Origin of the sequence: Metabacillus rhizosphaerae, assembly GCF_037201795.1 — a bacterium.
Classification (GTDB): Bacteria; Bacillota; Bacilli; order Bacillales; family Bacillaceae; genus Metabacillus; species Metabacillus rhizosphaerae.
The window spans coordinates 445,275-472,066 of record NZ_CP147403.1 but is presented as its reverse complement, the minus strand read 5'-3'; the positions used below and the strand labels follow the sequence as shown (position 1 = coordinate 472,066).

The 26,792-nt window shown below is 35.9% G+C and carries 26 protein-coding genes; 17 read left to right on the top strand and 9 right to left on the bottom strand.

Translation table 11 applies throughout. The features are described from left to right. Positions 1-135 precede the first annotated feature (135 nt). From WCV66_RS02340 to WCV66_RS02315, 6 genes are all read left to right on the top strand, one after another. A complete protein-coding gene (locus WCV66_RS02340; RefSeq protein WP_338787830.1) occupies positions 136-1,704 on the top strand; it encodes an IS1182 family transposase in 1,569 nt (522 codons plus the stop codon). A gap of 226 nt (positions 1,705-1,930) precedes the next feature. Next, a complete protein-coding gene (locus WCV66_RS02335; RefSeq protein WP_157094385.1) occupies positions 1,931-2,953 on the top strand; it encodes a LacI family DNA-binding transcriptional regulator in 1,023 nt (340 codons plus the stop codon). Between the two features lie 552 nt (positions 2,954-3,505). Continuing rightward, positions 3,506-4,528: a LacI family DNA-binding transcriptional regulator gene (locus WCV66_RS02330; RefSeq protein ID WP_185653885.1), complete on the top strand. Its 1,023-nt coding sequence runs from the start codon at positions 3,506-3,508 to the stop codon at positions 4,526-4,528. A gap of 493 nt (positions 4,529-5,021) precedes the next feature. Then, positions 5,022-6,482 (top strand): CoA-acylating methylmalonate-semialdehyde dehydrogenase, encoded by a 1,461-nt coding sequence (locus WCV66_RS02325; protein ID WP_066332339.1) that lies wholly within the window; start codon positions 5,022-5,024, stop codon positions 6,480-6,482. Positions 6,483-6,548: 66 nt separating this feature from the next. After that, entirely contained in the window at positions 6,549-7,748 is a 1,200-nt protein-coding gene (locus WCV66_RS02320; RefSeq protein ID WP_338787829.1) for an MFS transporter, read from the top strand. 56 nt (positions 7,749-7,804) lie between these two features. After that, positions 7,805-8,686 (top strand): sugar phosphate isomerase/epimerase, encoded by an 882-nt coding sequence (locus tag WCV66_RS02315; RefSeq protein WP_338787828.1) that lies wholly within the window; start codon positions 7,805-7,807, stop codon positions 8,684-8,686. Here the strand turns inward: WCV66_RS02315 and WCV66_RS02310 are convergent. Further along, a complete protein-coding gene (locus WCV66_RS02310; RefSeq protein WP_338787827.1) occupies positions 8,683-8,955 on the bottom strand; it encodes a hypothetical protein in 273 nt (90 codons plus the stop codon). The two genes, WCV66_RS02315 and WCV66_RS02310, sit on opposite strands and share 4 nt — an antisense overlap. A 368-nt stretch (positions 8,956-9,323) precedes the next feature. Between WCV66_RS02310 and WCV66_RS02305 the strand changes: the two genes are divergently transcribed. From WCV66_RS02305 to WCV66_RS02290, 4 genes are all read left to right on the top strand, one after another. Next, a complete protein-coding gene (locus WCV66_RS02305; protein ID WP_338787825.1) occupies positions 9,324-10,151 on the top strand; it encodes an MIP/aquaporin family protein in 828 nt (275 codons plus the stop codon). Positions 10,152-10,296: 145 nt separating this feature from the next. Beyond that, positions 10,297-11,811, top strand: coding sequence for a glycerol kinase GlpK (glpK, locus tag WCV66_RS02300; protein ID WP_066332302.1), 1,515 nt, complete (start codon positions 10,297-10,299; stop codon positions 11,809-11,811). A gap of 277 nt (positions 11,812-12,088) precedes the next feature. Then, positions 12,089-13,780: a glycerol-3-phosphate dehydrogenase/oxidase gene (locus WCV66_RS02295; protein WP_338787824.1), complete on the top strand. Its 1,692-nt coding sequence runs from the start codon at positions 12,089-12,091 to the stop codon at positions 13,778-13,780. Between the two features lie 105 nt (positions 13,781-13,885). Further along, positions 13,886-14,437, top strand: coding sequence for a glycerol-3-phosphate responsive antiterminator (locus WCV66_RS02290; protein ID WP_338787823.1), 552 nt, complete (start codon positions 13,886-13,888; stop codon positions 14,435-14,437). 133 nt (positions 14,438-14,570) lie between these two features. Here WCV66_RS02290 and WCV66_RS02285 read toward each other — a convergent pair whose 3' ends face one another. Both WCV66_RS02285 and WCV66_RS02280 read right to left on the bottom strand, forming a co-directional pair. Further along, positions 14,571-14,954 (bottom strand): cytochrome-c oxidase, encoded by a 384-nt coding sequence (locus tag WCV66_RS02285; protein WP_185653888.1) that lies wholly within the window; start codon positions 14,952-14,954, stop codon positions 14,571-14,573. A 230-nt stretch (positions 14,955-15,184) separates the two neighbouring features. Beyond that, positions 15,185-15,505, bottom strand: coding sequence for a thioredoxin family protein (locus WCV66_RS02280; RefSeq protein ID WP_338787821.1), 321 nt, complete (start codon positions 15,503-15,505; stop codon positions 15,185-15,187). Between the two features lie 327 nt (positions 15,506-15,832). Here WCV66_RS02280 and WCV66_RS02275 point away from each other — a divergent pair, with 327 nt between their 5' ends. The 3 genes from WCV66_RS02275 to WCV66_RS02265 all read left to right on the top strand — a co-directional run bounded on the left by WCV66_RS02275 (position 15,833) and on the right by WCV66_RS02265 (position 18,648). Then, positions 15,833-16,597, top strand: coding sequence for a GTP cyclohydrolase II (locus tag WCV66_RS02275; protein WP_338787820.1), 765 nt, complete (start codon positions 15,833-15,835; stop codon positions 16,595-16,597). After that, positions 16,590-17,684 (top strand): bifunctional diaminohydroxyphosphoribosylaminopyrimidine deaminase/5-amino-6-(5-phosphoribosylamino)uracil reductase RibD, encoded by a 1,095-nt coding sequence (gene ribD, locus WCV66_RS02270; protein ID WP_157094383.1) that lies wholly within the window; start codon positions 16,590-16,592, stop codon positions 17,682-17,684. Before WCV66_RS02275 ends, ribD begins: the two co-directional genes overlap by 8 nt. Before the next feature lie 172 nt (positions 17,685-17,856). After that, a complete protein-coding gene (locus tag WCV66_RS02265) occupies positions 17,857-18,648 on the top strand; it encodes an alpha/beta hydrolase (RefSeq protein ID WP_338787819.1) in 792 nt (263 codons plus the stop codon). Positions 18,649-18,740: 92 nt separating this feature from the next. Here WCV66_RS02265 and WCV66_RS02260 read toward each other — a convergent pair whose 3' ends face one another. Continuing rightward, the gene (locus WCV66_RS02260) at positions 18,741-19,721 is read right to left on the bottom strand and encodes a multidrug resistance efflux transporter family protein (protein ID WP_338787818.1); all 981 of its coding nucleotides are present in this window, start codon (positions 19,719-19,721) and stop codon (positions 18,741-18,743) included. A gap of 196 nt (positions 19,722-19,917) precedes the next feature. Here WCV66_RS02260 and WCV66_RS02255 point away from each other — a divergent pair, with 196 nt between their 5' ends. After that, complete coding sequence (locus WCV66_RS02255; protein WP_338787817.1) at positions 19,918-20,439, top strand: YfiT family bacillithiol transferase; 522 nt, start codon at positions 19,918-19,920, stop codon at positions 20,437-20,439. A 337-nt stretch (positions 20,440-20,776) separates the two neighbouring features. Continuing rightward, positions 20,777-21,403, top strand: a complete 627-nt coding sequence (locus WCV66_RS02250; RefSeq protein ID WP_066332231.1) for a LysE family transporter — start codon at positions 20,777-20,779, stop codon at positions 21,401-21,403. Positions 21,404-21,510: 107 nt separating this feature from the next. Here WCV66_RS02250 and WCV66_RS02245 read toward each other — a convergent pair whose 3' ends face one another. From WCV66_RS02245 to WCV66_RS02235, 3 genes are all read right to left on the bottom strand, one after another. Next, entirely contained in the window at positions 21,511-21,981 is a 471-nt protein-coding gene (locus WCV66_RS02245; protein WP_066332461.1) for a divergent PAP2 family protein, read from the bottom strand. A 312-nt stretch (positions 21,982-22,293) separates the two neighbouring features. Beyond that, positions 22,294-22,875, bottom strand: a complete 582-nt coding sequence (locus WCV66_RS02240) for a TIGR00730 family Rossman fold protein (RefSeq protein ID WP_338787816.1) — start codon at positions 22,873-22,875, stop codon at positions 22,294-22,296. A 15-nt stretch (positions 22,876-22,890) separates the two neighbouring features. Beyond that, positions 22,891-23,331, bottom strand: a complete 441-nt coding sequence (locus WCV66_RS02235; RefSeq protein WP_338787815.1) for a DMT family transporter — start codon at positions 23,329-23,331, stop codon at positions 22,891-22,893. Positions 23,332-23,559: 228 nt separating this feature from the next. Here WCV66_RS02235 and WCV66_RS02230 point away from each other — a divergent pair, with 228 nt between their 5' ends. After that, complete coding sequence (locus WCV66_RS02230) at positions 23,560-24,114, top strand: peptidoglycan-binding domain-containing protein (RefSeq protein WP_066332226.1); 555 nt, start codon at positions 23,560-23,562, stop codon at positions 24,112-24,114. Between the two features lie 57 nt (positions 24,115-24,171). Here WCV66_RS02230 and WCV66_RS02225 read toward each other — a convergent pair whose 3' ends face one another. Both WCV66_RS02225 and WCV66_RS02220 read right to left on the bottom strand, forming a co-directional pair. Then, positions 24,172-25,035 carry a hypothetical protein gene (locus WCV66_RS02225; protein ID WP_338787814.1) on the bottom strand — a complete coding sequence of 288 codons (864 nt, stop codon included), beginning with the start codon at positions 25,033-25,035 and terminating at the stop codon, positions 24,172-24,174. Further along, positions 25,035-25,553: an RNA polymerase sigma factor gene (locus WCV66_RS02220; protein WP_066332220.1), complete on the bottom strand. Its 519-nt coding sequence runs from the start codon at positions 25,551-25,553 to the stop codon at positions 25,035-25,037. Before WCV66_RS02220 ends, WCV66_RS02225 begins: the two co-directional genes overlap by 1 nt. Positions 25,554-25,854: 301 nt before the next feature. Here WCV66_RS02220 and WCV66_RS02215 point away from each other — a divergent pair, with 301 nt between their 5' ends. Further along, entirely contained in the window at positions 25,855-26,592 is a 738-nt protein-coding gene (locus WCV66_RS02215) for a class I SAM-dependent methyltransferase (protein WP_066332218.1), read from the top strand. Positions 26,593-26,792: the final 200 nt, after the last annotated feature.

The following is a 26,792-nucleotide window of genomic DNA, read 5'->3' as shown; positions in this document are numbered from 1 at the left end:
TTAGATGAAAAAGCCGGTGAAATTTTACGACGAGTAAAATTTCACCGGCTTTGATTATTTTTTGAATAAAAAATAAGGACCACTTCTGATAAAATAAAGTTACCACACAAAATTTCATCCGAAAGAAGGGTCCTTATGTTTAAAAATTATACCATGAATCAATTAGTTTTGCCTTTAGATTTAGAAGTAAAATTACAAAATAATGATATCGCCTTCCATGTCCATCATTTAGTTGAAAGTATCCCTCATGAAGCGTTCGAACCATTTCTTCGAAATGAGGGTTGTCCTGCCTATCATCCACGCATGATGCTTAAAATTATCTTATGTGCCTACACACAATCTGTCTTTTCAGGGCGCAAAATTGAAGCTTTATTAAATGATAGTATCCGTATGATGTGGTTAGCTCAAGGGTATGAACCAAGCTACCGTACAATCAACCGATTCCGTGTGCAACCTGAAGTGAAAGAAATAATTCGCCAATGTTTCGTCCAATTCCGTTGCCGATTAATCGAAGAAAAACTTATCGATCAAGAAGCGATTTTTATTGATGGTACAAAGATTGAAGCGAATGCGAATAAATTTACGTTTGTCTGGAAGAAATCAATTGAGAAATATCATCAAAGTTTAATTGAAAAGTCAAACCAGCTATACAATGAGCTACTTGAGAACGAAATCATACCTGAAATTGAGCGTGAAAGCGATGAGCAGTTATCATTAGAAGAGCTCACTCAATTGGTTCAAAAAGTGGACAATGTCGTAACCGCGTATGATAAACAAATTGAAGTATCATCAGACGTGACAGAACGAAAAGCCTTAAGAAATGAACGCAAATACCCGAAACAAGTCCGTAAACAGTTGATTGATTTTGTCTTACGAAAACAGAAATACCAACAAGACTTTGAAATCTTTGGCACGCGGAATAGCTATTCTAAAACAGATCCGGATGCAACATTTATGCGAATGAAAGATGATCATATGCAAAATGGACAATTGAAAGCTGGTTACAATGTACAAATCGCAACGGAAGGTCAATACTCGCTTGCCTATAGTTTATTTTCTAACCCAACAGATACGCGTACGTTAATTCCATTTCTAGATGAGATCGAGCAGCATTATTTCGAGTTACCGAAACATCTTGTCGCAGATGCAGGTTATGGTAGTGAACAAAACTTTAATGATATCCTTTCGAACAGAAAACGAGAAGCACTTATTACCTATAACATGTATTTGAAGGAACAAAAGAAAAAGTACAAACAAAACAAATTTAATCCCGACAACTGGCAGTATGATGAAGAAACAGATACATATACATGCCCTAATCAGAAACGTCTTGAATTTCAATATCATTCTGTCCGTAATGACCGTACAGGTTTCCAACGGAATTTCAAAATCTACGAGTGCGAAGACTGTTCGGGATGCCCCTTCCGTTCATCATGTACAAAAGCAAAAGAAGGCAATAATCGAAAACTAATGGTGAATGAAAAATGGGAACAGCAAAAAGAATATGTAAGAGTGAAGCTTTCAGAAGAGGAAACGAGTGCCATCTATCGAAAACGCAAAATCGATGTGGAACCAGTTTTTGGATTCTTGAAGGCTAATTTGCGTTTCACTCGATTTTCTGTCCGAGGAAAATCGAGGGTAGAAAACGAAATGGGCCTTGCGTTAATGGCAGTGAATTTAAGAAAATTCACTGCCAGAAACTAAGGTAATAGAGGAATTTATACACAAAAATAGAGAAAGGTGAATTTGAGTACCCTCAAATTCACCTTTCTCATATCTGAAGCTAGTTATGTCCCAGCCTCTCTTTGCTTTGCGAAAGTCTTATAAAATAGTATAATTGGTATGAAAACGATTTAGTTTTACTTTTTTTACAGGTTAGATTGTTATCTTTCCACTACATCGTTTTTTAGTAAAGGTGAGTGAATAGAAGATTATGAAAATGAGCGATGTGGCAAAATTAGCAAATGTATCGCCTGCAACAGTATCTAGAGTCCTTAGTAATCCAGAATTAGTGAGTAAGGAAACGAGACAAAAGGTCTTAGATGTCATAAATGAAGTCAATTACAAACCCCATATTGTTGCGAGACAATTTAGAACGAAGGAAACGAAAATTATCCTTGTTGTTGTCCCAGATATCACAAGCGCTTTCTTTTCAAAGGTGCTGCGTGGGATTGAACATGTAGCCGTTAACAATGGATATCAGGTAATTTTAGGGGATACAGAAAATGATATTGAAAGAGAAAAGGAATATATTAATTTATTGCTTCAAAAGCAAGCAGATGGGATGGTTCTCTTAACAGCTAGACTTAATAAAACTAACCTAGAAGAGATTTCTGAGCATTTTCCAATGGTGCTTGCTTGTGAGTACATGGATGGATTAAATGTTCCGACAGTATCAATAGATAATATTAGTAGTGCAAGAAAGGCGACCGAACATTTAATTAAGCTAGGTCATACGAAAATTGCACATATTACGGGTCCAATTAATGTTATATTGAGCCGAGATCGGATGAGGGGTTATCAGCAAGCGATGATGAGCCATGAATTAGATATTGACTCAGCATACATTCAAGAAGGAGATTTTAGTTTTGAATCAGGTTATAATCAAACACTAAAATTATTAGCATTAGAAAACCCGCCAACTGCAGTTTTTGCTTTTAATGATGAGATGGCTATGGGAGCAATTAAAGCTGCAAAGGATAGTGGTCTGAAAGCTCCAGAGGATTTAGCTGTGGTGGGCTTTGATAATGTTAAAATGTCATCTGTAATAGAACCTAATTTAACCACGATTAACCAGCCTAAATATGAAATAGGCAAAAAGGCAATGGAGTTATTGCTGAAATTAATAAATGGGGAATCTATAAATAAGAAAAAGTTTGTCATGAAGGATGAATTGATCATAAGGGAATCCTGTGGCTCTAATCCTGATTTGAAGGAACAAACAAAAATGTAGGCCATGAGGAGTGTGTTGAAGCAGTATGTGTTTCTTCTTCTGCCTCATGGTTTTTTATTTTTTGTTCTTAATTTAAGGCTCTTTTCTAATAGATTGTTGTTTTTGAACAAAACTGAATAGGTTGATTGGAACGGATATGCGAGACTCCTGTGGGAGTAGCGGGACAGATGAGACCCCGCAGGCGGCTTCGCGCTGAGGAGGCTCATCGCCCGCCCCACGGAAAGCGAGCATCCTCTCGCTGCAATCAACCAACCCAATACTATTTTAAAAGCAACAAAGTTTGCGAAAACAGCCTAATTTAAAGATTTAATTACAACGAATAAATAGTCTTAAAATTAGAAAGTTATTTCAGCTAAATTGATTTAGCATAATGCGTTAATTAATCAAAGTAATCGTTTACAATAAATTGTGAATCAATTAAAATGAATAATGACGATACATAATATTTGTTACTCTTATATTAGTATGTAGATGCAGACAAAATGCGCCTATAAATGAAATCGTTTACAGTGCTGTTTATATACATATAATGAAGGTGAGCGATATGAAAATATGAAAATGAGTGATGTGGCAAAATTAGCAAATGTATCGCCAGCAACAGTTTCAAGAGTCCTTTCTCATCCAGAGCTCGTAAGTACTGAAACAAGACAAAAGGTCTTGGATGTCATTAATCAAGTGAATTACAAGCCCCATATTGTTGCGAGACAATTTAGAACAAAGGAAACAAAGATCATTCTAGTTGTTGTTCCAGATATCACAAGTGCATTCTTTTCAAAAGTACTGCGTGGGATCGAGCATGTAGCTGTTAACCATGGATATCAGGTTATATTAGGCGATACTGAAAATGATATTGAAAGAGAAAAGGAGTATATTAATTTATTGCTACAAAAGCAAGCAGACGGAATGGTTCTTTTAACAGCAAGACTTAATAAAGCAAACTTAGAGGAGATATCAAACCATTTTCCAATGGTACTTGCATGTGAATACATTGATGGTTTAAATATTCCTACTGTATCAATTGATAACATTAGTAGTGCAAGAAAAGCAACCGAACATTTAATTAAACTTGGTCATACGAAAATTGCGCATATTACAGGTACTATAAATGTGATATTAAGCAGAGATCGAATGAGAGGGTATCAACAAGCGATGATGAGCCATGATTTAGATATCGACTCAGCATACATCCAGGAAGGTGATTTTAGCTTTGAATCAGGCTATAATCAGATGTTAAAATTATTAGCACTCGAAAACCCGCCAACAGCGGTTTTTGCCTTTAACGATGATATGGCAATGGGAGCAATTAAGGCTGTGAAAGACAGTGGTCTGAATGTTCCGAAGGATCTAGCGGTGGTGGGCTTTGACAATATTAAAATGTCATCTGTCCATGAGCCTAACTTAACAACAATAGACCAACCCAAATACGAAATTGGTAAGAAGGCAATGGAGATGCTGATTAAATTAATAAATAAGGAATCTATTCATAAGAAAAAGATTGTCATGAAGGATGAATTAATCATTAGAGAGTCCTGTAGTTCTGAATCAAAAGTTAGAGAATCGTTAGAGGTCATATAACACTATCCGATTGCTGATAGACGTTTACTAATTGAACTAAAAGTGAATCAACGCATAATTTTAATTGAAATCGATTTCTGCATTATTAATTAGAAAATCAAAAGGAATAGACCACTTACTTTAGTAAAGCATCAAATTGAAATGAACCCTATTTTGGTTGTAAACTGTATGATCAACCACTAAGAAATGTATGGTTCATCTCGGTTTCTTGCTACATTCTAAAAAAAAATTAAAAAGTTATAAAAGGAAAAAAATAATAAAAAAGCGTTTACAAAAGTAAATTGATGAGATAAAATGGGTCTTGTAAGTAAGAAAAAAATTCTTTTTAACTGAAATCGATTTCATTGAATCGTCAAACTATTGTATTGCGTGAGTTATGATCTACCTCGTTGTCATTTGTATAAGTTAAGTAGAATAATAACTTATATAAATGACAGAATTAATGAGGGTAGCATGTAGTAATAGAAATTAAAAAATGAGAGGAGTCATTATTATGTCAAACACAGTGACAGTACAAAACCTAAAAAACTATATCGGTGGTCAATGGGTAGAATCAACATCTGGAAAAACAGAGGTTGTTCCAAATCCAGCAACAGGTGAAACACTAGCACATGTACCTCTTTCAAGCCGTGAAGATGTAGATAGAGCGGTAGAAGTGGCATCAGAAGCATTCAAGACTTGGAGTAAAACTGCAGTTCCTCGCAGAGCACGTATTCTATTTAAATACCAACAATTACTGGTAGAAAATTGGGACGAACTTGCTCGCTTAGTAACAATTGAAAATGGAAAAAGTTATAACGAAGCATACGGGGAAGTTTTACGTGGGATTGAATGTGTTGAGTTTGCAGCAGGAGCGCCTACACTAATGATGGGAAAACAGCTTCCAGATATCGCGACAAATGTAGAGTCTGGGATGTACCGCTATCCAGTTGGAGTAGTAGGCGGAATCACACCTTTTAACTTCCCAATGATGGTACCATGCTGGATGTTCCCATTAGCAATTGTTTGTGGAAATACGTTTGTGCTTAAGCCATCAGAGCGTACGCCTTTGCTCGCGAATCGCCTAGCTGAATTGTTTACAGAAGCTGGACTACCTGAAGGTGTTTTAAATATTGTACATGGTGCACATGATGTAGTTAATGGCTTGCTTGAACATCCTAAAGTGAAAGCAATCTCATTTGTAGGTTCTCAGCCAGTTGCTGAATATGTGTATAAAACTGCTTCAAATTATGGTAAGCGCGTTCAAGCTCTAGCTGGAGCAAAAAACCACTCTATCGTTATGCCTGATGCGGATCTAGATGGGGCTGTTAACCAAATTGTCAGCGCAGCTTATGGATCAGCAGGTGAAAGATGTATGGCGGCAGCAGTTGTTGTTACTGTTGGAGAAGTAGCGGAACCATTCATGGAGAAGTTAGTTGAAGCTGTAGATAACATTACAATTGGGAATGGAATGGATGAAGGTGTATTCCTGGGTCCTGTCATTCGTGATTCTCATAAGGACAAAACAGAAAAATACATTGAAATTGGTGAAAAAGAAGGTGCTACATTAGTACGTGATGGACGTAAAGCTGCAGCAGCTGCTGGTAATGGATATTTTGTCGGACCAACGATTTTCGATCATGTCAAAACAGAAATGACAATTTGGAAAGAAGAAATCTTTGCTCCAGTACTATCAGTTGTTCGAGTAAATTCACTTGATGAAGCGATTGCTTTAACAAATGAATCAGACTTTGCGAACGGGGCATGTATTTATACAGCAAGCGGAAGTAATGTTCGTAAGTTCAGAGAAGATATCGACGCAGGTATGCTCGGCGTTAATTTAGGAGTTCCAGCTCCTATGGCATTCTTCCCATTCTCTGGCTGGAAAAAATCATTCTATGGTGATCTTCATGCTAATGGTACAGATGGAGTTGAGTTCTATACACGCAAGAAAATGGTAACCGCTCGTTGGTAATTTCTCTGAAGGTACCTAGGCTTAAAAACCTGGTACCTTTCTTTTAAGAAAACATGGAGTGATAATTTGAGTTCTCTTTATTCTGTTAAAGATAAATATATTTTTTTAATTGTTTCTTTTGCTCTTTGGTTCTCGCATTTTATTTACCTTCCTATTTTGACTCCTTATATAGAAACGATGGGAGGTAAATATATATTTATAGGAATTGTTTTGAGTAGCTATGGACTTATGCAATTTTTATTTAGACTTCCCATTGGGATTTATTCTGATCTTTTTAGATTAAGAAGGCCGTTTATAGTAGCAGGGATGCTGATAAGTACAACTAGTTGTTTAGTATTTGCATTAACAGATAGCTTAGGATGGGTACTTATAGCCCGTTCTCTCGCAGGTATTGCAGCAGCAACATGGGTTGTGTTTACTGTATTATATTCTAGTTATTTTGTTGATCGTGAAGTTCATCGAGCAATGAGCAGCATTTCCTTTGTTGTTGTTTTAGCGGCGCAACTCATCGGTATGAGCCTAAGCGGTTTTATCGTAAATGAATGGGGATGGCGTGCTCCATTCTGGGTAGGTGGAATTACTAGTGTTATGGCTGCCATACTTTCTCTCTTTATTTATGAGAACAAAGAAGTGAATGCGAGCGTGCCAGTAAAAGTTAAAGACCTTACATCGGTCATAAAAGAACCAATGCTTATAAAAGTTTCTTTGTTGTCTATTTTGGCCCACAGTATTATTTTTACTACGATGTTTGGTTTCATTCCTGCCTATGCCTTAAAGATTGGTCTTCACGCTAGTGATATTAGTTTGATTGTGTTTTCATTTATGATTCCACATGCTATAGCGACACTATTTATGGGGAAAGTTATTGTACCGCTGTTAGGTAAATGGAAGTCCTTAAATATTGCTTTTCTTGCATCAGCATTTTTTACGCTTATAACACCTTTTATGGAATCAAAAGGATTGCTAATGATCATTCAAGGCTTTAATGGATTTTCTCTCGGGATACTATTTCCACTCCTGTTAGGATTAGCAATTGAATCAATTTCACATGAAAAAAGAGCAACAGCTATGGGGGTATATCAAGCGTTATATGCACTTGGTATGTTTTCAGGACCTTTTATAGCAGGTGTTTTAAATTCAGGTTTTGGAATTACTACAGGGTTTTACTTTACTGGTATATTAGGATTAATAGCCAGCATTTTAATTATTACTTGGAGTAGAAAAGAAGCTATTACACTTAAAGAGCATCGCAGTATTAGTAGTTGAATTCATATATAACTTGTAAATTTAATAGGAACATTGAAAAAAAGGAGATGTTTAAATTGCGTTTAGCATATGATCCGTCACATTATCGTGATAATACAAATTTAAAAGATACGATCGATGCAGTTGCTAGATTAGGGTATGAATATGTAGAGTTTTCACCGCGTAAAGATTTTATTTGGTTTTATGAATATCCAAAGGTTGATAAGCAGCTGATAAAAGATTTAAAAAGATATTGTTTAGATGCCGGAGTTAAAATCTCTTCTGTACTACCAGTTCAACAATGGTCTTCACCCATTGAAGATGAACGTCAAGCTGCAGTGAGGAATTGGAAGCGTTGTATTGAAATCACTTCTGAATTAGGAGTAGATTTAATGAACAGCGAATTTGCTGGCGACAAAAGCCGTCCGGTTGAAAGTGAAGCTGCTTTTGTTAAATCTATGGAAGAGCTAATGCCACTTTTTGAAAAAGAGGGTATTAAACTTAATTTACAATCGCATCCTAACGATTTTATTGAGTTGAATACAGAAGCCATTAGAATGATTCGTGCACTAGATAAAGATTGGATCAAGTTGGTATATTCTGTTGCACATGCTTTCTTTTATGATGATGGTGTTGGCGATGTAGAGAAACATTTGGAAGAAGCGGGAGATTTACTTGCTCATGTTCTAATTGCTGATACTCTTAATCATAAAGCAGCATTTGGATTACGATATATTGTTAATCCTCCTAATGCAAACGTAACTATTCACCAGCATTTGAACCCTGGTGAAGGGGAAGTAAACTTTGAAGCATTATATCGGAAATTAAGAGAAATGAAATTTGACGGAATTTTGACAAATTCAGTATTCGCTTATCCTGATAAACCAGAATGGTCTAATGAAGTAACACTGAAATCCATTAGAGAGGGATTAAAAATTAAAGAGGGATTAAATATTTAATACGTGGATAAGGTAATCGAACTAGGGTATGAGTTCATCGAGCTATCACCTCGAGAAGGTCTACAAATAAAAGAACCATTCTCATCATAATTAATTTGAGAATGGTTCTTTCGGTGCTTTCCTTGCATATGGGTTAATGCTTCTTTTTTTGTTTTTGTCTGACGATTGTATGGGTTAAACCCGCCCCAATCATTACGTCTGATCGTAACATCCAATTTACCTTCTCGAACTTGTTTCTCCCTAACTTTTCTTGCTTTTGACTTGGCCATATTTATTCACGCTCCTTGGATTGGCTAGTGACCACCAGTATGGTCACCTAAATTATATAATGATTCGAAAAATAAAAGGCAACAATTTAAAAAAGTTTTGCTGGAAAATTAGAGAAACATTTTTTTATCTATCTTAAAAATTCAATGAAAAGAGCGTTTACAAAGTAAAGTTTCTACTCTATAATAACACCTACAAGTTAAGAAACGTGCTGATGAGTCATTGAGAGACAGCTTATTGTGTTTAAAAAGGAGATTATTGCCTTTTTTTAATACATGAGCTGTCTTTTTTTGACTTTTTCAGCCACTATCTTCGGGCATGTGATTTTTGTGGGTAATAGAACTGTTTAAAAAAACAAGGGGGCTTTTCTATGTCACCTTTTCTAGGTGAAGTTATTGGTACAATGATACTAATTATATTTGGTGGCGGTGTTGTTGGTGGCGTCGTACTTAATAAATCAAAGGCACAAAATTCAGGGTGGATTGTTATAACCATGGGGTGGGGTTTTGCTGTAGCTTTTGGTGCATACGCAGTTGGAAGTGTAAGTGGTGCTCATTTAAATCCAGCAGTTACAATCGGGTTTGCTTCAATTGGGGAATTCCCTTGGGCGGATGTTCCAGCCTATGTTGCAGCTCAAATTATAGGTGCTTTTATTGGAGCTACAATCGTATGGTTGTATTATTATCCCCACTGGAAAGCAACTGAAGATCAAGGTGCAAAATTAGCGGTATTTTCAACAGATCCAGCTATCCCGCATACTCCATCCAATTTAATAAGTGAGGTTTTAGGGACAGCAATATTAGTATTCGGTTTATTGTCAATTGGAGCAAATGAGTTCACAGAGGGGCTTAACCCAATTATAGTTGGTTTCTTCATAACAGCTATTGGTCTTTCACTTGGTGGGACAACAGGGTATGCGATTAATCCAGCACGTGATTTAGGTCCGCGTATTGCCCATTTTTTATTACCGATAGCGGGGAAGGGAACTTCAAATTGGAAATATGCTTGGATTCCTGTGGTGGGGCCAATCTTAGGTGGTGTGTTAGGTGCACAGTTTCACCAAGCACTATTTGTTAGTGGATCAATAAATGCATTATATATACTAATAGGTGTACTAGCTGTTATCGTTTTAATTGCTAGGGTGTCTAATACTAAACGAGTAGTGGATACTAATTCTACTCATTTGAATGAAGGATAATCTAGGTACTGTTGTAGGGGAAACGGACCAAGGATCAAGCATAGGATTATATAGGAAAATAGCTCATGCAAATAAAGGAATAGAGATGTGGAAACAGGAAGTAGTATATATAAATAAAAAAAGAGAGTTATAGGGAGGATTAATCATGGGGAAAAAATATATTTTATCATTAGATCAAGGAACAACTAGTTCTAGAGCAATTCTATTTAATAAAAATGGGGAAATTGTCGATGCAGCACAAAGAGAATTTACACAATACTTTCCTAAGCCAGGCTGGGTTGAGCACAATGCACAGGAAATCTGGAGTTCGATTTTAGCGGTCATTGCAGAGGTCCTTACAAAAACGAATGTATCTGCAAATGAAATTGCTAGTATCGGGATTACAAATCAGCGTGAAACAGCGGTCGTATGGGATCGTGAAACAGGTAGACCAGTTTACAATGCAATTGTTTGGCAATCAAGACAAACAGCAGACATTTGTGAAGAATTAATAGAAAAGGGCTACAATGATCTATTTCGAAATAAAACAGGTTTGTTAATTGATGCATACTTCTCAGGAACAAAGGTTAAATGGATTCTTGATCATGTTGAAGGGGCAAGAGAAAAGGCGAATCAAGGCAAATTACTTTTTGGAACAATTGATACATGGTTAATTTGGAAGCTCTCTGGTGGGAAAGAGCATGTAACAGATTATACAAATGCTTCAAGAACTCTCATGTATAATATTTATGATTTAGCTTGGGATGATGAGTTGCTCGAAATTTTAGACATTCCAAAATCTATGCTTCCAGATGTGCGTTCATCCTCAGAAGTGTATGCTGAGACGGTAGATTATCACTTTTTTGGCGAGGCAGTTCCGATAGCAGGAGTGGCTGGTGATCAGCATGCAGCTTTATTTGGTCAAGCGTGCTATGAAAAGGGAATGGCTAAAAATACGTATGGCACAGGCTGCTTTATGTTAATGAACACAGGGGAAAAAGCTGTTCCTTCTGAAAATGGGTTGTTAACAACGATTGCATGGGGAATTGATGGCAAAGTAGAGTATGCATTAGAAGGTAGTATTTTTGTAGCGGGATCAGCTATTCAGTGGCTGCGTGATGGTTTAAGAATGATAGATGATGCACCTGCAAGTGAAGGGTATGCTTCAAAGGTCGAATCGACTGATGGTGTTTATGTCGTACCAGCATTTGTTGGCTTAGGTACACCGTATTGGGACAGTGATGCAAGAGGTGCCATTTTTGGCTTAACTCGTGGTACATCGAAAGAACATTTTGTCCGCGCGACACTTGAATCACTCGCTTATCAAACAAAGGATGTATTGAAGGCGATGGAAGCTGATTCTGGTATCGAATTAAAGAAGCTACGTGTAGATGGTGGCGCTGTAAAGAATAATTTCTTAATGAATTTTCAAAGTGATATTTTAAATGTAGCTGTTGAACGCCCTGTAATTAATGAAACGACTGCTTTAGGAGCGGCCTATTTAGCAGGACTTGCAGTTGGTTTTTGGAAGGATCGAGAAGAAATTTCTAAACAGTGGAAAGTAGAAGAATCATATGAACCAACGATGGATGAACAGCAAAGAAATTCACTGTATGGTGGTTGGAAGAGGGCTGTTGAAGCTACAATGGGATTTAAGCCAAATAAAAATCGGGAACAGTGAAACTTATTCAACAGAGGCTTTCATCCCCTGTTGAATGTTTATTGAGCTTATCGGCTATATACCCTCTGGTTTTAACAATTTTCATGAAAAGTATTGATAATAAATAGATATAATGTAAAATAAGTATATATTATAAAAATAGCCAAAATACAAGTTAATAGATAAGGTCTGAGAATTTGAGGGGACCACAACAAAACTGTAAATGATTTAGTTACAGTTGATGTTGTGGTCCCTTTTTATTCGTTCTTAAGCCCTTTTACGGAAAGGATGGAAAAAAATGAACGAATTTTCTAGCTTAAAACGATCAACATATTTAAATGAGATGGAGAAGCAACCGTTAGATTTACTAGTCATTGGAGGGGGAATAACTGGCACAGGAATCGCTTTAGACGCTCAATCACGTGGACTAAGAACAGGCTTAATTGAAATGCAGGATTTTGCGGCAGGAACATCCAGCCGTTCGACAAAACTTGTACACGGAGGTCTACGTTATTTAAAACAGCTAGAAGTGAAATTAGTTGCAGAAGTGGGGAAAGAGCGTGCGATTGTCTATGAAAATGCCCCACATGTTACTACACCAGTATGGATGATGCTTCCGATTATCGAGAATGGAACATTTGGTAAGTTTTCAACATCAATTGGGCTTAAAGTTTATGATTTCTTAGCAGGTGTCAAACGATCAGAGCAACGTAAAATGTTAAATAGTGGTGATACCCTTTCAAGGGAGCCATTGTTACGAAAAGAAGGGCTAAAAGGGTCTGGGGTGTATGTTGAATATCGAACAGATGATGCCCGTTTAACGCTAGAAGTGATTAAAGAAGCTGTTAATCGGGGGGTTTTAGCCGTAAATTATACAAAGGCTGAAAAATTCATCTATGAAAAGGGAAAACTAGTAGGTGTGCAAATAAATGATCAATTATCGGGTGAGAAGAAAAAGATTTATGCAAAGAAAATTGTCAATGCAGCTGGTCCTTGGGTTGATACGTTACGAGAGAAAGATCAATCTAAAAAAGGAAAGTATTTACACTTAACAAAGGGGGTTCACCTTGTCATTGATGGATCTAAATTTCCACTTAAAGAGGCTGTATACTTCGATACACCTTTTAACGATGGGAGAATGATGTTTGCCATTCCTCGAGCTGGAAAAACGTATGTTGGAACAACAGATACGAATTATAAAGGATCAATTGTTCACCCACGAATGACAGCAGAAGATCGAGATTATATTCTTGAGGCTTCAAATTTTATGTTCCCTAACCTAAACTTGGTAGCAGGTGATGTTGAATCAAGTTGGGTTGGTCTTCGCCCGTTGATCCATGAAGAAGGAAAAGATCCGTCAGAAATCTCAAGAAAAGATGAGATCTTTTTATCTGAATCTGGACTCATTACAATTGCAGGTGGAAAACTAACGGGCTACCGAAAAATGGCTGAAAGTGTCGTTAATCTAGTGTTGTCGCAAATAAGTGGGAAGAGTAAAGGTTTTCCGAATTGCTCTACAGACCGTATTACTCTTTCTGGAGGGAATGTTGGTGGTTCGGCAGGTTATTCAAGTTTTATTCAAGAAAAAGTAGCTGAAGGAATAAAGCTAGGTTTAACAAAGGATGAAGCGGAAAAGTTAGTGAAACGATATGGTTCTAATATTTCTTACGTGTACGATGTTATCCGACAAAGTGGTCATCAAGCTGCGGAATCTGACTTATCAGTAGAGGTTTACGCGTCACTTCTATATGGGATTCATCATGAGATGGTTACAACATTAAGTGACTTTTTTATTCGTAGAACAAGCGCTCTATTATTTGATATTAATTGGGTTCAAAAATGGAAGGAGCCAGTTAGTCGATATATGGCTACTCTTCTAAGCTGGTCAAAAGAAGAAGAAATTCGTTATCTTGAGGACTTAGAAAAATACATTCATGACGCAGTCGTTCCCCTTGATAATGAGGAGCAACCGTATATTCAAAGCATATAGCCTCTAAATAATCATCCCATTATTGATGGCGAACATCTTTTAATAAAAAAGCCGGATCTTTTCTTGAAGCAATAAATGCTTAAGGTAAGGGAAAGGAGGGGCAAAATGGATTTTAATGGGCAACAAGTGTTACCAGCGATAAAATCAATGAAGGATTTTGAAAATGTTTTAACAAGTAATATAGAGTATATTGTGATGTTGGAAGTTCATATTTCCCAATTAGAAAGCATCATGAGATATGCTAGAGGTCATTGTAAAAAAGTTCTATTACATGCTGATCTCATTCAAGGGTTGAAAAATGATGAATATTCTTCAGAATTTCTTTGTCAAAAAATAAAGCCTGACGGGCTAATTTCAACCAGAGGTAGTGTCTTAAAAACAGCAAAGAAAAATGGAATTCTATCAATTCAACGCCTATTTTTATTAGACACGATTGCAATCGAAACAAGTTATAAATTAGCTGAAAGGGTTCATCCTGACTTCATAGAAGTTTTGCCTGGCTGTGTTCCTCATCTCATTGAAAAGGTCAATATAGAAACAGGGATTTCAGTTATTGCAGGGGGTTTAATAACTAGAAAGGAAGAGATTAATAGTGTTTTAGCTTCTGGTGCTAAAGCAGTAACTACTTCTAGAAAAGAATTGTGGTCTATATCCTGATTTCCTTGCTATTCGAGTATAATCTCTAGTGTTTACCTACTGGTGAATGATAAAAATACAGTTAAAAGGGTATGCATCACGAAAACAATGCATACCCTTTTAGTTATGATTTAGTCGTACGCTTTTGCCAGTTCTAACTAGAGAGGTTTTCCTTTTTTACATGACGAAAGACATTGATTAAAAATAAAATAATACCTATTAAGACAAGATTTGAACCAATGATTGGTAGCACAGTCAATGCGTCATTCTCTAAGAAAACAATCAAAAACACGCCAGCAGTTAAAAAGGGAGTTCCAATGTTATGAAGCCAAAAATGTGTTTTCGCTAATTTTGTTTCACCTGCTTTAGGATAGAAATGATATATGAGTCCGAATAGTGCCATGGATGCCCAGCCAAGTAGGTTTACATGAGCGTGAACAGACGTATAGCTGAAATTATGAGTGATACCCATAATGTATCCGATGGATACGCCAATGACTAAATAAACAACAGCTATCTTGAAAAACTTAGTCCCCATATAATCTCCTCCTTAATTTGTGCTTCTATTTATCTTACATACAAATCAAGTAGGATAGAACTAAATATTTATGAGAATTAAATAATTTACAGTTAAATAGTATTAGAGGAATTGATCTATATTTACTATATATTAGGGAAAGTAAAACTGGGAGAGTTCAATTGAAGGTGTAATTCCAAATGTAAAAGAGCCTGTTCACATTATTAAATGGTGTGTCAGGCTCTTTTCTGTTATTTAAAAGAATCCGATAAAAATTCAACTACCTGTTCAGGCGTTTTTGCGTTCGCGCTATGTAGGTGCGCTTGCTTTTCTCCATCTTTAAACACTAAAAGACTTGGAATCCCCATCACATCGTATTTCTCGGCTATTTCTGGAAACTCATCCTTGTCGATTTCGTACATTGAAACATTTTGTACTTCATCAAATACTGTTGGAAGAAACATATCCATTCGTTTACAATCAGGACACCAGTCTGTGACAAATTTTATAACTACAGATTCCTTACTAGAGATTAATTTTTGAAATTGATCTTGAGTCTTTACTTGTTCCATTGTTATCACCTCAAAGCTATTTTAACCAATAAGTAAAGAAAAAACAGTAATCTAGCTTGTATTATCCAGATTTAATATTATCTTCCTTATAAATAGCTCATCTAAAGTGACGATTAAGGTTAGCAGTAGTCATTTTCACAACACAATTCACAAATAGTAGTAGCTGCTAAGTTTAATAAAGGTGTTAGGTAAAAGGAATAGAGGAGAACCTCTAATGCTTGACGTATTTGACTATCGAATGTATACTTACTTACAATAAGTAAGCTAAGAGGCTATTGGAGATTTCATATAGATGCTAAAATATTTATTGTAAGAGGAGGAAGGACTATGATCATCGAAAAAACGAAAGAAAGCCCGTTAAACAAAATAAAGGAAAAGGTACAAATTGTTACTCATGGTGACAGGTCTACATTTATTGTTGGACCAATTAATCTCCCAGTTCAATTGGATGGAGAGACAGTGTTCTTTAAGTGGTATAGCTGGTTAGATGTTCAAATGATTGAAGGGGTGCAAGCTGAGGATCAAGTGGAAGAATTGATTAAAAGCCTGCCACAGGCTAATTTAGCGAATAACCAACAATCAAGTGTTTTAGTCTACGGAGACTTTGAGCACGCAGAAGACGCACTAATCCGTATGCATAGTATTTGTCATACTGGAGATATTTTTGGTAGTAAGAGATGTGATTGTGGTTTCCAATTAAAACAATCAATGAAAATGATTTCCGAGCATGGGGCTGGGGCACTTTTCTATCTTGCTAATCATGAAGGTAGAGGGATTGGATTATTCAGTAAAGCACTTGCATACCTACTGCAAGAAGAGGGCTTAGATACTGTTGAGGCGAATGAGCATCTAGGTTTTGTGGATGACTCCAGAAACTATGATGAAGCGATTAGAGTATTAAAAACACTTCGTCAATTACCTGTTACATTAATAACGAATAACCCAAATAAACTTAAGGCCTTGCAGAGTTCAGGTGCAAACGTATCAGGTCGAATTCCGTTATGGGGAGATATTTCAAGGTATAATAAACATTATCTAGAAACGAAAATGGAGAGAGCTGGTCATTTTAGAGGAGGCTATCCGATTGAGTGAACATGAGTTTTATATGAATTTAAGCCTAAATAATGCAAAGGCAATGAAGGGTCAGACTGAACCAAATCCACTTGTAGGGGCGGTTGTCGTCAACCATAACCGAATAGTAGGTGTGGGTGCTCATTTAAAGGCAGGAGAACCTCATGCAGAAATTCATGCATTACGGATGGCAGGAGAACAGGCAAGGGGAGGGACAATATATGTAACTCTTGAGCCTTGTTCACATCATGGGAGAACTGGCCCTTGTGCCGAGGCAATTGTAAAGGCTGGAATAAAAAAAGTAATTGTTGCAACATTAGATCCAAATCCCGTAGTAGCAGGAAATGGAATTTCAATTTTAAAGAATGCAAATATTGAAGTCCTAGTTGGGGTTTGTGAAGAAGAGTCTAGAAAAATGAATGAAGTATTTAATAAGTTTATTGTTAAAAAGCAGCCGTTCATCACTTTAAAATCAGCAACGACGCTAGACGGTAAGATTTCATCATCTACATGGGACAGCAAATGGATAACCTCAGAGGATGCGCGTAAAGATGTTCATCAGCTACGCCATGAGAATGTAGGGATTCTGGTAGGAGTTCATACAGTGATTAAGGATGACCCGGAATTAACAACAAGAATTCCAAATGGTCGAAATCCAATCCGGATCATTTTAGATAGCAAGCTACGTATTCCTTTAGATTCTAAAGTGGTAACAGATCAAAAAGCTCAAACGTGGATTTTTACTTCAAAACAATATTCAGTAGATACAAAGAAAAGGCTTGAACAACTAGGTTGTAAAGTATTTATTACAAGTGGTGTGAGCCGCGTTGATTTACATGATACGCTGACAATTTTAGGAGAGCACTCTGTATCATCAGTTCTAATCGAAGGTGGCGGTGAAGTGAATGCATCCTTCTTAGCTGAACAATTAGTTGATAAACTGGTTCTCTATATAGCTCCTAAATTAATCGGTGGAAAGCAATCACCCGGTTTTTTTGCAGGTACAGGGATTGAAAAAATGGCTGATGCAATAGACCTTGCTGAAATGGACATTCAAAAGATCGGTAAGGACTTTAAGTTTACGGGCTATCCATTATACAAAGCTTAATATACAAGGAGTAAAAACACTATCAATGGAGTAACAAGCTCTAAGATAGTGTTTTTCTAATTCGTAAGTATTGCTATAACTATCAATATAGAGTAAAATAATAAAACCAAGTAAACATATAAGAATTATAAAATTAAAATAGATAGAGACATTGTTTAAGGAGGATCAAGAAATGAATGTTGAATTACATCCAGTTATTGAAGGTGCCGAAAGCTTATTTTTTTCAGGAAATGAAATTGGTGTGTTGCTTTGCCACGGGTTTAATGGAACGCCACAAAGCATGCAATATATTGGAGAACAACTTACTAAATATAGCTACACTGTATCCATCCCTCGCTTGAACGGTCATGGTACACATTATTTAGATATGGAAACGAGCACATATGAAGATTGGATATCCGGTCTTCAAACTGCCTATAACCATTTGAAAAAACAATGTGAAAAGGTGTATATCGTAGGCCAATCAATGGGTGGTGCCTTAACACTACAAGTGGCAGCAAACAACCAGAACGTGGATGGGATATTCCTAATTAATGCAGCTGTAACAGATGTTTGTTATAAGGAATTTTGTAACAAGGTTAAGCCAGCCTATGTTCAAGAGGGTTCTCCAGATATCAATAAATCTTCTGTTTTTGAAATAACGTATGAAAAAGTTCCATTAAAGGCAATTCATCAGCTTTTACACTTAATGGATGACACAAAGAAAAAAGTCTCTAGTGTCTCAAGTCCGACGGTTATTTTTAAATCGGCAACAGATCACGTTGTACCTCCAACAAATTCAGAGTTTATTTTTGATCAAGTAAATACAGCTGAGAAAAAAATAATTGTCTTACAAAATTCCTATCACGTTGCATCTATGGATCATGATGCACCACTCATTGTGGAGCAAATTCATCAACATATTAAAAAATTGATTACCGATAAAACAGTTAAAAATACAAATAAAAAGTGGATAACTGTATAGGTTATCCACAACTTATTAACATTTACACGTGTTTATCCACAAAAATGTAAACACTTAACATGGGAAAATACTCAAAATGTAGTGAACTTAATTTAGGAAAACTGTTTAGAAGTATCACTAGGTGTGACTTCTAATTGATCAGTTCTCGATACATAGCTATGTAAAACCATTCCTCCAACAACTAAAACCATCCCTATTAAAGAAATAGGTGTAGGAAGTGGTGCACTTAGAAAAAGAATTTCACCAAATAATGCAAAAAGAACTTGAATAGATTGCGTTGCTTCTACAGCTGCGAGCTTTGCCATATTATGTTGAACTAAATTTGTAGCTTGGAAAAATAGTAGAGTTGCAATTAACCCTGAACATATTGCGACGAGAAACGATTGAACAGTTTGAGTTTTGGAAGGAAGCCCAGTTGTTGACAGTGCAAAAATAGATAGGGTAATCCAAAAAGGTAAACTGCCTAAAGTCATTCCAAGAACACGTTGAAATACATCTAGTCTACCTTCACAAAGTGCCATCATTTTGCGATTACCCAGTGGATATGCAAACGATGCGATGATCACTGGTATAATACTTAAAAGCACAGGCTTTATTGATAATTGAGTTGCATGTTCATATTGCATGACACCAACACCAATAATAATGATAAGTGACATACATAACCCTTTAAATGGAATTTGCCCTCTTACTTTTATCGAACCATTAGTTGTTTTTATTTCTTCATAAAACAAGGGAACAAGGAGTGAACCCGATAGGATCGTGATCTGCCACGTTGCAGCTATGAGCCATCCTGGTCCATATGCGCCAGCAAAGCAAATTGGAGCATAAAATAAACCGAAGCCAATTGTACCCCATAGCAGCCAATGGGATGGATTTCTTTTCATTTCTTCCCAAAGTGCTATCCACTTTTTCCTCCAGATTACAATGAAAAATAAAAAAGGAAGCATGAAAAAGTACCGTAACGAAGCACTCCATAACCAACTTCCCCCTGAGAGTTCCATTGAACGGTTTAACACAAATGTAAACGCAAAGAAGAAAGATGAACAAACCCCAAGTACAATAGATCTCAATACAATCACCTCTGTTTAACAAGTTTGACTATGTACTAATATTAGTAAATAAACTGACCATACTATACCATAATTTCACTTCCATTCATAAAGCTTTCTGATTATTAAAAAAGGTTGGGCTAATTCTTGTTAAAAAGAACATATGGAAATATAATCAAATTAGGATGTAACAAAACAAAATAGGGAGAGAATATGGATGAGAAAAAGCCTGCAATATCCGATCGGTGAGTTTATTGTCCCTAAAAAAGTAACTGAAGATGATATCAATCAATGGATTTTAGACATTGAAGAAACGCCTGCCCTCTTGAAATTTGCACTTGATGGTATTTCACAGCAGTTAATTGATACCCCATATCGCTCAGGTGGATGGACTCTAAGACAAGTTGTACATCATCTTGCTGATAGTCATATGAATAGTTATATTCGTTTTAAGCTTGCGCTAACAGAGGATAAACCGACAATAAAAGCATATGATGAAACAGCATGGGCCATGTTGTCAGACTCTACACAATTACCAATAGAAATATCCCTTCTGCTTTTAGAATCTCTTCATAAACGATGGGCATACCTACTACGATCTATGTCTTCTACTGACTTTGAAAAAACCTTTTATCATCCAGGTATGAAAACCCATATATCACTAGCCACAACCTTGGCTCTTTACTCTTGGCATGGGAAGCATCATATCGAACATATTAAATTAGTAAAAGTCCATTAATGGTAATGGTGTAGTTTATCCGTTAGGGCTACTTTTAATTTTATGAGAATTATATAGGATTAATGATTTTTGCTTTTGTTAGTCGTTTACCAGGAAATTATAAAATTCTTAAACTGTGGATAAGCGCACAACATCCAGCTCCAGCGCCTAGCCCCTCGAGGTCATAAGATGATTTAGAATTGAAGGCAAAGAACGCCTTCTATTCTAAATCATCTTATGCTTGTCGGGGCTGTTCAAGGCGCTTGCGCTTTTGTTAGAAAATGGTGATAAAATCCTCCTTTATGAATAATATTGTACAAGCGCTATAAATACTTGTTGTTATTCTGGAGGAAATGGAATGAACGTCATTTTTAGTTACATCTTTTTGGGCTTATCTTTAGCGGCACCGATTGGTCCAGTAAACGCAGCTCAGTTAGATAGAGGAATTAAAGGGGGCTTTTTTAATGCCTGGTTAGTAGGATTAGGAGCAACATTTGCTGATCTTTTCTATATGCTTTTAGTTTATTTAGGTTTAGTAAACTTTCTTGAAATACCCTTTATCAAATCTTTTTTATGGATATTTGGTTTTTTTGTTTTAGTATACACAGGGATTGAAAGTCTGCTAGGAGCAGGTAAAATAACGATACAAAACCAAAAAGCAAAAGTCACATATTCGCGATCATTTATGTCAGGCTTTTTAATGTCTTTAGCTAATCCACTTACCATCATGTTTTGGTTGGGGATTTATGGTTCTGTTTTAGCAAATGCAGTCGCGGCTTACAGTACAAATCAATTAATTCTTTATAGCTCTGCAATAATAATAGGGCTACTGATTTGGGATTTTACAATGGCGTGTGTTGCGAGTACGTTTCGAAGGTTTTTAACGAATCAACTACTTATCACAATTTCAGTTATATCTGGCCTATCTTTAATTGGTTTTGGTCTGTACTTTGGTTATCAAGCATTCAAACTACTAGTAAATTAGTAAAACCAAAAGTGTACTAGCCAGATTACAATCAAATTAGATTTCCTATCTTAAAGGCTTGTGTGAAAAGAGATTAATCTGGAAGAGGGTGGCCTTTTAAGTCACCCTCATTTTCTATTCTCTGTCATCGAACTAAAAAGACCAATTAATATGCCCAATAAAGCTCCTCCTGCTACTTCAGCAGGCTGGTGACCTAGAAGCTCATTTAATTCTTTTTCTTGTTTAACATGAAACAAACCTGGCATATGGCCTGAGAGTACTTCGATATCTGCATCTAGATCATTTACAATTTTAGCAATTTCACCTGTATGTCTTCGAATCCCTTGTGCATCATACATGACAATAATTCCAAAGATAACTGCTAGAGCAGTGTCGGTTGAATTCCAACCTTTTTTAGATGCGACATAGGTTGCTAAGGCTGATACTCCTGCAGAGTGAGAACTTGGCATTCCACCAGTTGTAAAGATTGGTCTCCAGTCCCAAACACCATTTACCTTCTTATTTGTGAAAATCTTCAAACCCTGAGCTATTCCAATACCTGAAAGAGCTGTCCATATCCCACGATTCATTTCATTCACCTCTATATATGTAGTGTTTATCAAATTTGTTACGATATTCAAACAAGTAAATAATTTTCATTGGACAATCATGAATAAATCCTTATATGACATTCATTTCATGGTATTAAAATCGCATAAAATAAAATTTTATTTATGATTTCCTCGTCAATATTAGACAAATTATTTCCCGTAGAATAATTGGAATTATATTTTATCTTCTTCCCATATTTAATAGTATTAAACACAATAGAGGTGACCTAACAAGTTCTATTAGAGAGGAGAATAGGTTTGAATTCCAATAAAAAAACAGAGAAGGTTGTTGCTTCTCTGTTACGTTTCTTTACGGTTAATCCATTTTGTCAGCTTAGGTGGTTCGTAAGTTCTGAATTTTTCAATTAGCACTTGTGGTTCTTTTTCGACAATAATCATTGAATGATATTCTGGCTTTAAGAATTGTTCTTCGATCATATGATCAAAAAAAGTAAGCAGTTTATCATAATAATTGTTACTATTTAACATGCCAATTGGTTTATGATGCTCACCTAGCTGAGCCCAAGTATATACTTCGAAAAACTCTTCCATTGTTCCTGGACCACCTGGCAGGGCGATAAAACCATCAGATAACTCTTCCATTTTAGCCTTACGTTCGTGCATTGTATTAACAACAATTAGTTCTGTTAATTCAGTATGAGCAATTTCACGTGTCATTAACATCTTTGGAATTACGCCAATTACATCGCCACCTGCTTGTATAGCTGCATTAGCTACTGTGCCCATAATGCCTACTCTTGCCCCGCCGTAAACTAAGGTTATCCCTTCCTTAGCTAATTGTGTACCAAGTTGCACTGCTTCATCTGTATAAATGGTAGAAGCTCCAGGGCTAGAACCGCAAAAAACACTAACACGTTTCATAATTATCCACATCCTTTAAAATTTTTGAACTAAAATAACTCCTACTATAATTAGTAAGGCACCTATCATACGAGGGATTGTTACATGATGAACTGTTACCTGTAATAACCCGAAGTGATCAATTATAATAGAGGCGACTACCTGACCTGCTAGAACGCAAGCAATTGTTGTTGCAGCACCGAGCCTCGGTATTAGGATAATGGAGGCCAAAACATAAAAAGCCCCTAAAAATCCACCAGTCCATATCCACCATGGAGCAGTAGTTAGGCCTTTACCTAGACTCCATGACCCATGGATAAGTGTACCAATTAAGAGAACTAGCAGTCCTACTAAAAAAGAAATCGTAGATGCAAGTAATGGAGTGCCTACATAATTTTTAAGTTGAGCATTGATACTCACTTGGGCAGGTAATGCTAAACCGGCAATAAAGGCAAATATTATAAACAAAAACCACATATGTATCCTTCTTTCTATAAGCTGTCCTTCTTAGTGTAGATGTTTTTTTTGAATTTGGAAACTGGATGTTTATTAAAAAAGGTTAACTATAACCAAAGGCAAAAGCGTTTTCGTATTGTAACCAACTAAGAGAAAGTAAATTTTATATTTTACAAAAATTAACTTTCCATTCATGTAGATGAAACCTTCTAACTCCTATTTCGTATTAAGTAAAAAGGAGGGGAAGCAATGGGGAAAATATTCACAGTTATCTTAGGTTTGGTATTAGGATGGAGCTGTTACATGGGACAAGTGTTAGCAGAGGGGACTTTGGATATTCCATCTCAAACTTACACAGATCAAGAACTAAAGACAACGATACAATTACAAAGTACATCGAATAACTACATAAGGGCATTTACTTGTAATGGAAATAGTTCATGGACTAAAGAACTACAATCAGAATCATCTGGTTATACTTGGATTATTAATCAAGGAGTGAAGGGGTATATTCAAGAGGGATATTCTGGCGGAAAATCGCTTGGTGTTGTATTGAATAATACAAAAATAGACTTTGATTATTCCTATTTAGCTAAAAAGGGTTATGCTGGAAATAAAAATTCTTATGTAAAAGGGATTCAAGCAACTTTGAGTTGTTTAGGATACTCCCCTGGAACAATTGATGGAATATTTGGAGCAAAAACAGAATCTGCTGTAAAAGCATTCCAACAACGAAAAGGATTATCTGTTGATGGGATAGTTGGTAAACAAACCTATCACTATCTTTCCTTTGCATCGAGCTAATAGAAATGGAGGGTAACTCCAAAGGGGGTGGTCCTTAGGGTTACTCTCCTAGGCAGGTTATTGAATGGATTCATCAATAATTCTAGCTCCATCTGGTGCAATAAAATCAAATAATCGATGATTTTTCTTAACCTCAATGATTTTAAATTCGTTTAAGTTGTCTTGATCTTGGCGATGGCCCTTATAAATTTCTACTTCTTTAATAAAAAGACTTGTGTCTTTATCGAACCAATATTCCCTTTGGACTTCTTGACTTTCTTCTACTAGGTAAACTTCAGCTTGTCGATCCAAATACTCTCGCTCACCTTTATACGTAATACTACTCGGATCTATGTTCCTGAAAATTTCTACTTCATAAGGGACGCCTTTATAAACAAGCTTTTTTATTACAAATAAATTGTCTTTTTTAGAGTAAGTAGCTAAGTATTTACCATCTGAAATGGAATAGTTCCCATTGCCATATTCGTTTCTAACCTTTTGTCCAGAAAGGTAAACAAATACAATTTCCTTGTTCTGTAGCTTTTGTTCAGCATAAATAATCTTCTCTCTAGCACTTTCTCCTTTATTTTCCAGCTGTTGTTGCCCTTTAAGGAAATGATCAATTATCACTTCGTTTATTGCTTTCTCAATAGCAGCCTTTACTGGTGGAGTATTCCATGCACCGATGATTAACAGGAAAAATGATGCACAGGTGAGTAATGCCCTTTTAAAGATTCGCTGAGAAGATCTTCTCTTTATAGAATGGACATGAATATCCTTTTCTTGTAGAAGTAGATCAAGCCCCTCCTCCAAAGTTAAGTATTGTTCGAAATAGGTTTGACATTCCTCGCAGCGTTCAATATGTTCAAAAAGATGATTTTGTTCGTGTTCAGGGAGTTGATCAAATCTTAATATTCTTTGTTTGGATTCTTTACAGGTCATTACAGCACCCCCTTTGCAATAAGGTAATCCATCATTTTTTTGCGGCCACGGAAAATCTTAGTTTTCACTTTTCCTAAAGAAAGCTTCTTCATCTTTGCAATATCTTGATAGGAATAACCTTTGTTACGAAGAATGAATATTTCCTTAGTTTCCTCATCCAGTAAGTGAAAGACTTCATTTATATCTTTGATTTTCTCTTTAGAGAGTATTGTTTTTTCAGGTGTATCTATACTTTGGTCATGATGTTGAAATGTTTCACTTACATTTTGGTGAATATCTTGATGGCGCTTTAGTTTTCTTAAATGGTCATAAGCAGTATTTTTAGTAATAATTGTTACCCATGCTTCAATATTTTTAGGCAGCTCATAATCCTTTTTTTGAAAGTATGAATATATTTTTATACTTGCATCTTGAACAATGTCGTCCACCAAAGAGGGGTTTTTTATAATATTCTTCGTTGTCTTGATGATTTTCGACCTGTGTTCTTCAATTATTTGTGAAATGTTTTGCGTATCCACTATCCTTCCCTCCTAGCTTCATAATGAAAGACGCTTAAAAGTGTAAGATGTTTCGTTTATAGAGATAATTTATAAAAACTGTTTATCGAATAATTAGAAATTCCGCTCTTAAAAGGTTCGTATTTAATTAGTATAAAGAAAAATTGTAGTTTGTTTTAGAACAATCCATTTATAAATTGCTTGTTTTAATGAAATTTGCCAGTATTTACATAAATGTTATCTGTAGAGAAATAATAAGATACAAAATGGCAATGGCGTAATCACGCGACTGTTTAAAGTGATTATTTAGGAGTGATATAAAATGACCGCCGATTTTCGCTGGTTCTTAATGGATAAAGTTAAAGTGGACGAGAAGACAAATGATACTTTTTCAAAGCTTTTAAGCTTTTATAAACAACAACTTTTAAATATAAAAGGGAAAATACTTGAGGTAGGAGTAAATCAGCCACTATTACTACCAGCTTTAAAGGAGAGTGGCCTGCAAATCGAGGGAATTGTACCTAATAGCCAGAAAGTTGAATCTAACTCCGTAAAGGTTTATCATGCCGAGTTAGCTAATTTAAAACTTCCTTCTTTCTATGATGTGATCATTATTCCGTTTGGATATATATTAACAATTCAAGATAGAGTTGAGGCTATTAAGACGTTAAAATGTTGCTATGAACATTTAAGGCCAAATGGCAAGATCATGATCGACTTGATTCTACAAGATGAATTTCATTTGAACCAAAGAAAAGTCGAAACAAAGAATCGCCAGGGACAATTGATCATTTGCGAATCTCAAGTGATTGAGGTTGACTTCTATGCTCAAATTGTAAAGTATTTATTGTCTTATGAACAATGGAATGAAGGTGAGGTAATTCTAAGTGAACGGAAGCTCCAATCGTTTTTGTGGTTTGGAGTAAAAGAGTTTAAATTAGTACTTGAGAGAATAGGATTTATGGATGTTAAACTATATGGAAATTACCAGGAATCGAAGAGTAATGTTGGAATGTCAGACATGAAAATGTTCACTTTTGAAGCAAGTAAAAAGGTGTGAAGTAGTGTTGAAATAATTTTCTTTCTCTGAATATGAAAAATAGTAGCCTACTCTATCCTCAAGAGCATTTTTCTCCCTTAAATAATAAACGTAGTTTCTTTCCTATTTTCGTGTAAAAGAAAACTTATATAATAAATAAGGGAATCTCTAATAACAATTTTAGTGTAAAGTGATAAAATAAGATTGATGAAACTTGAGGA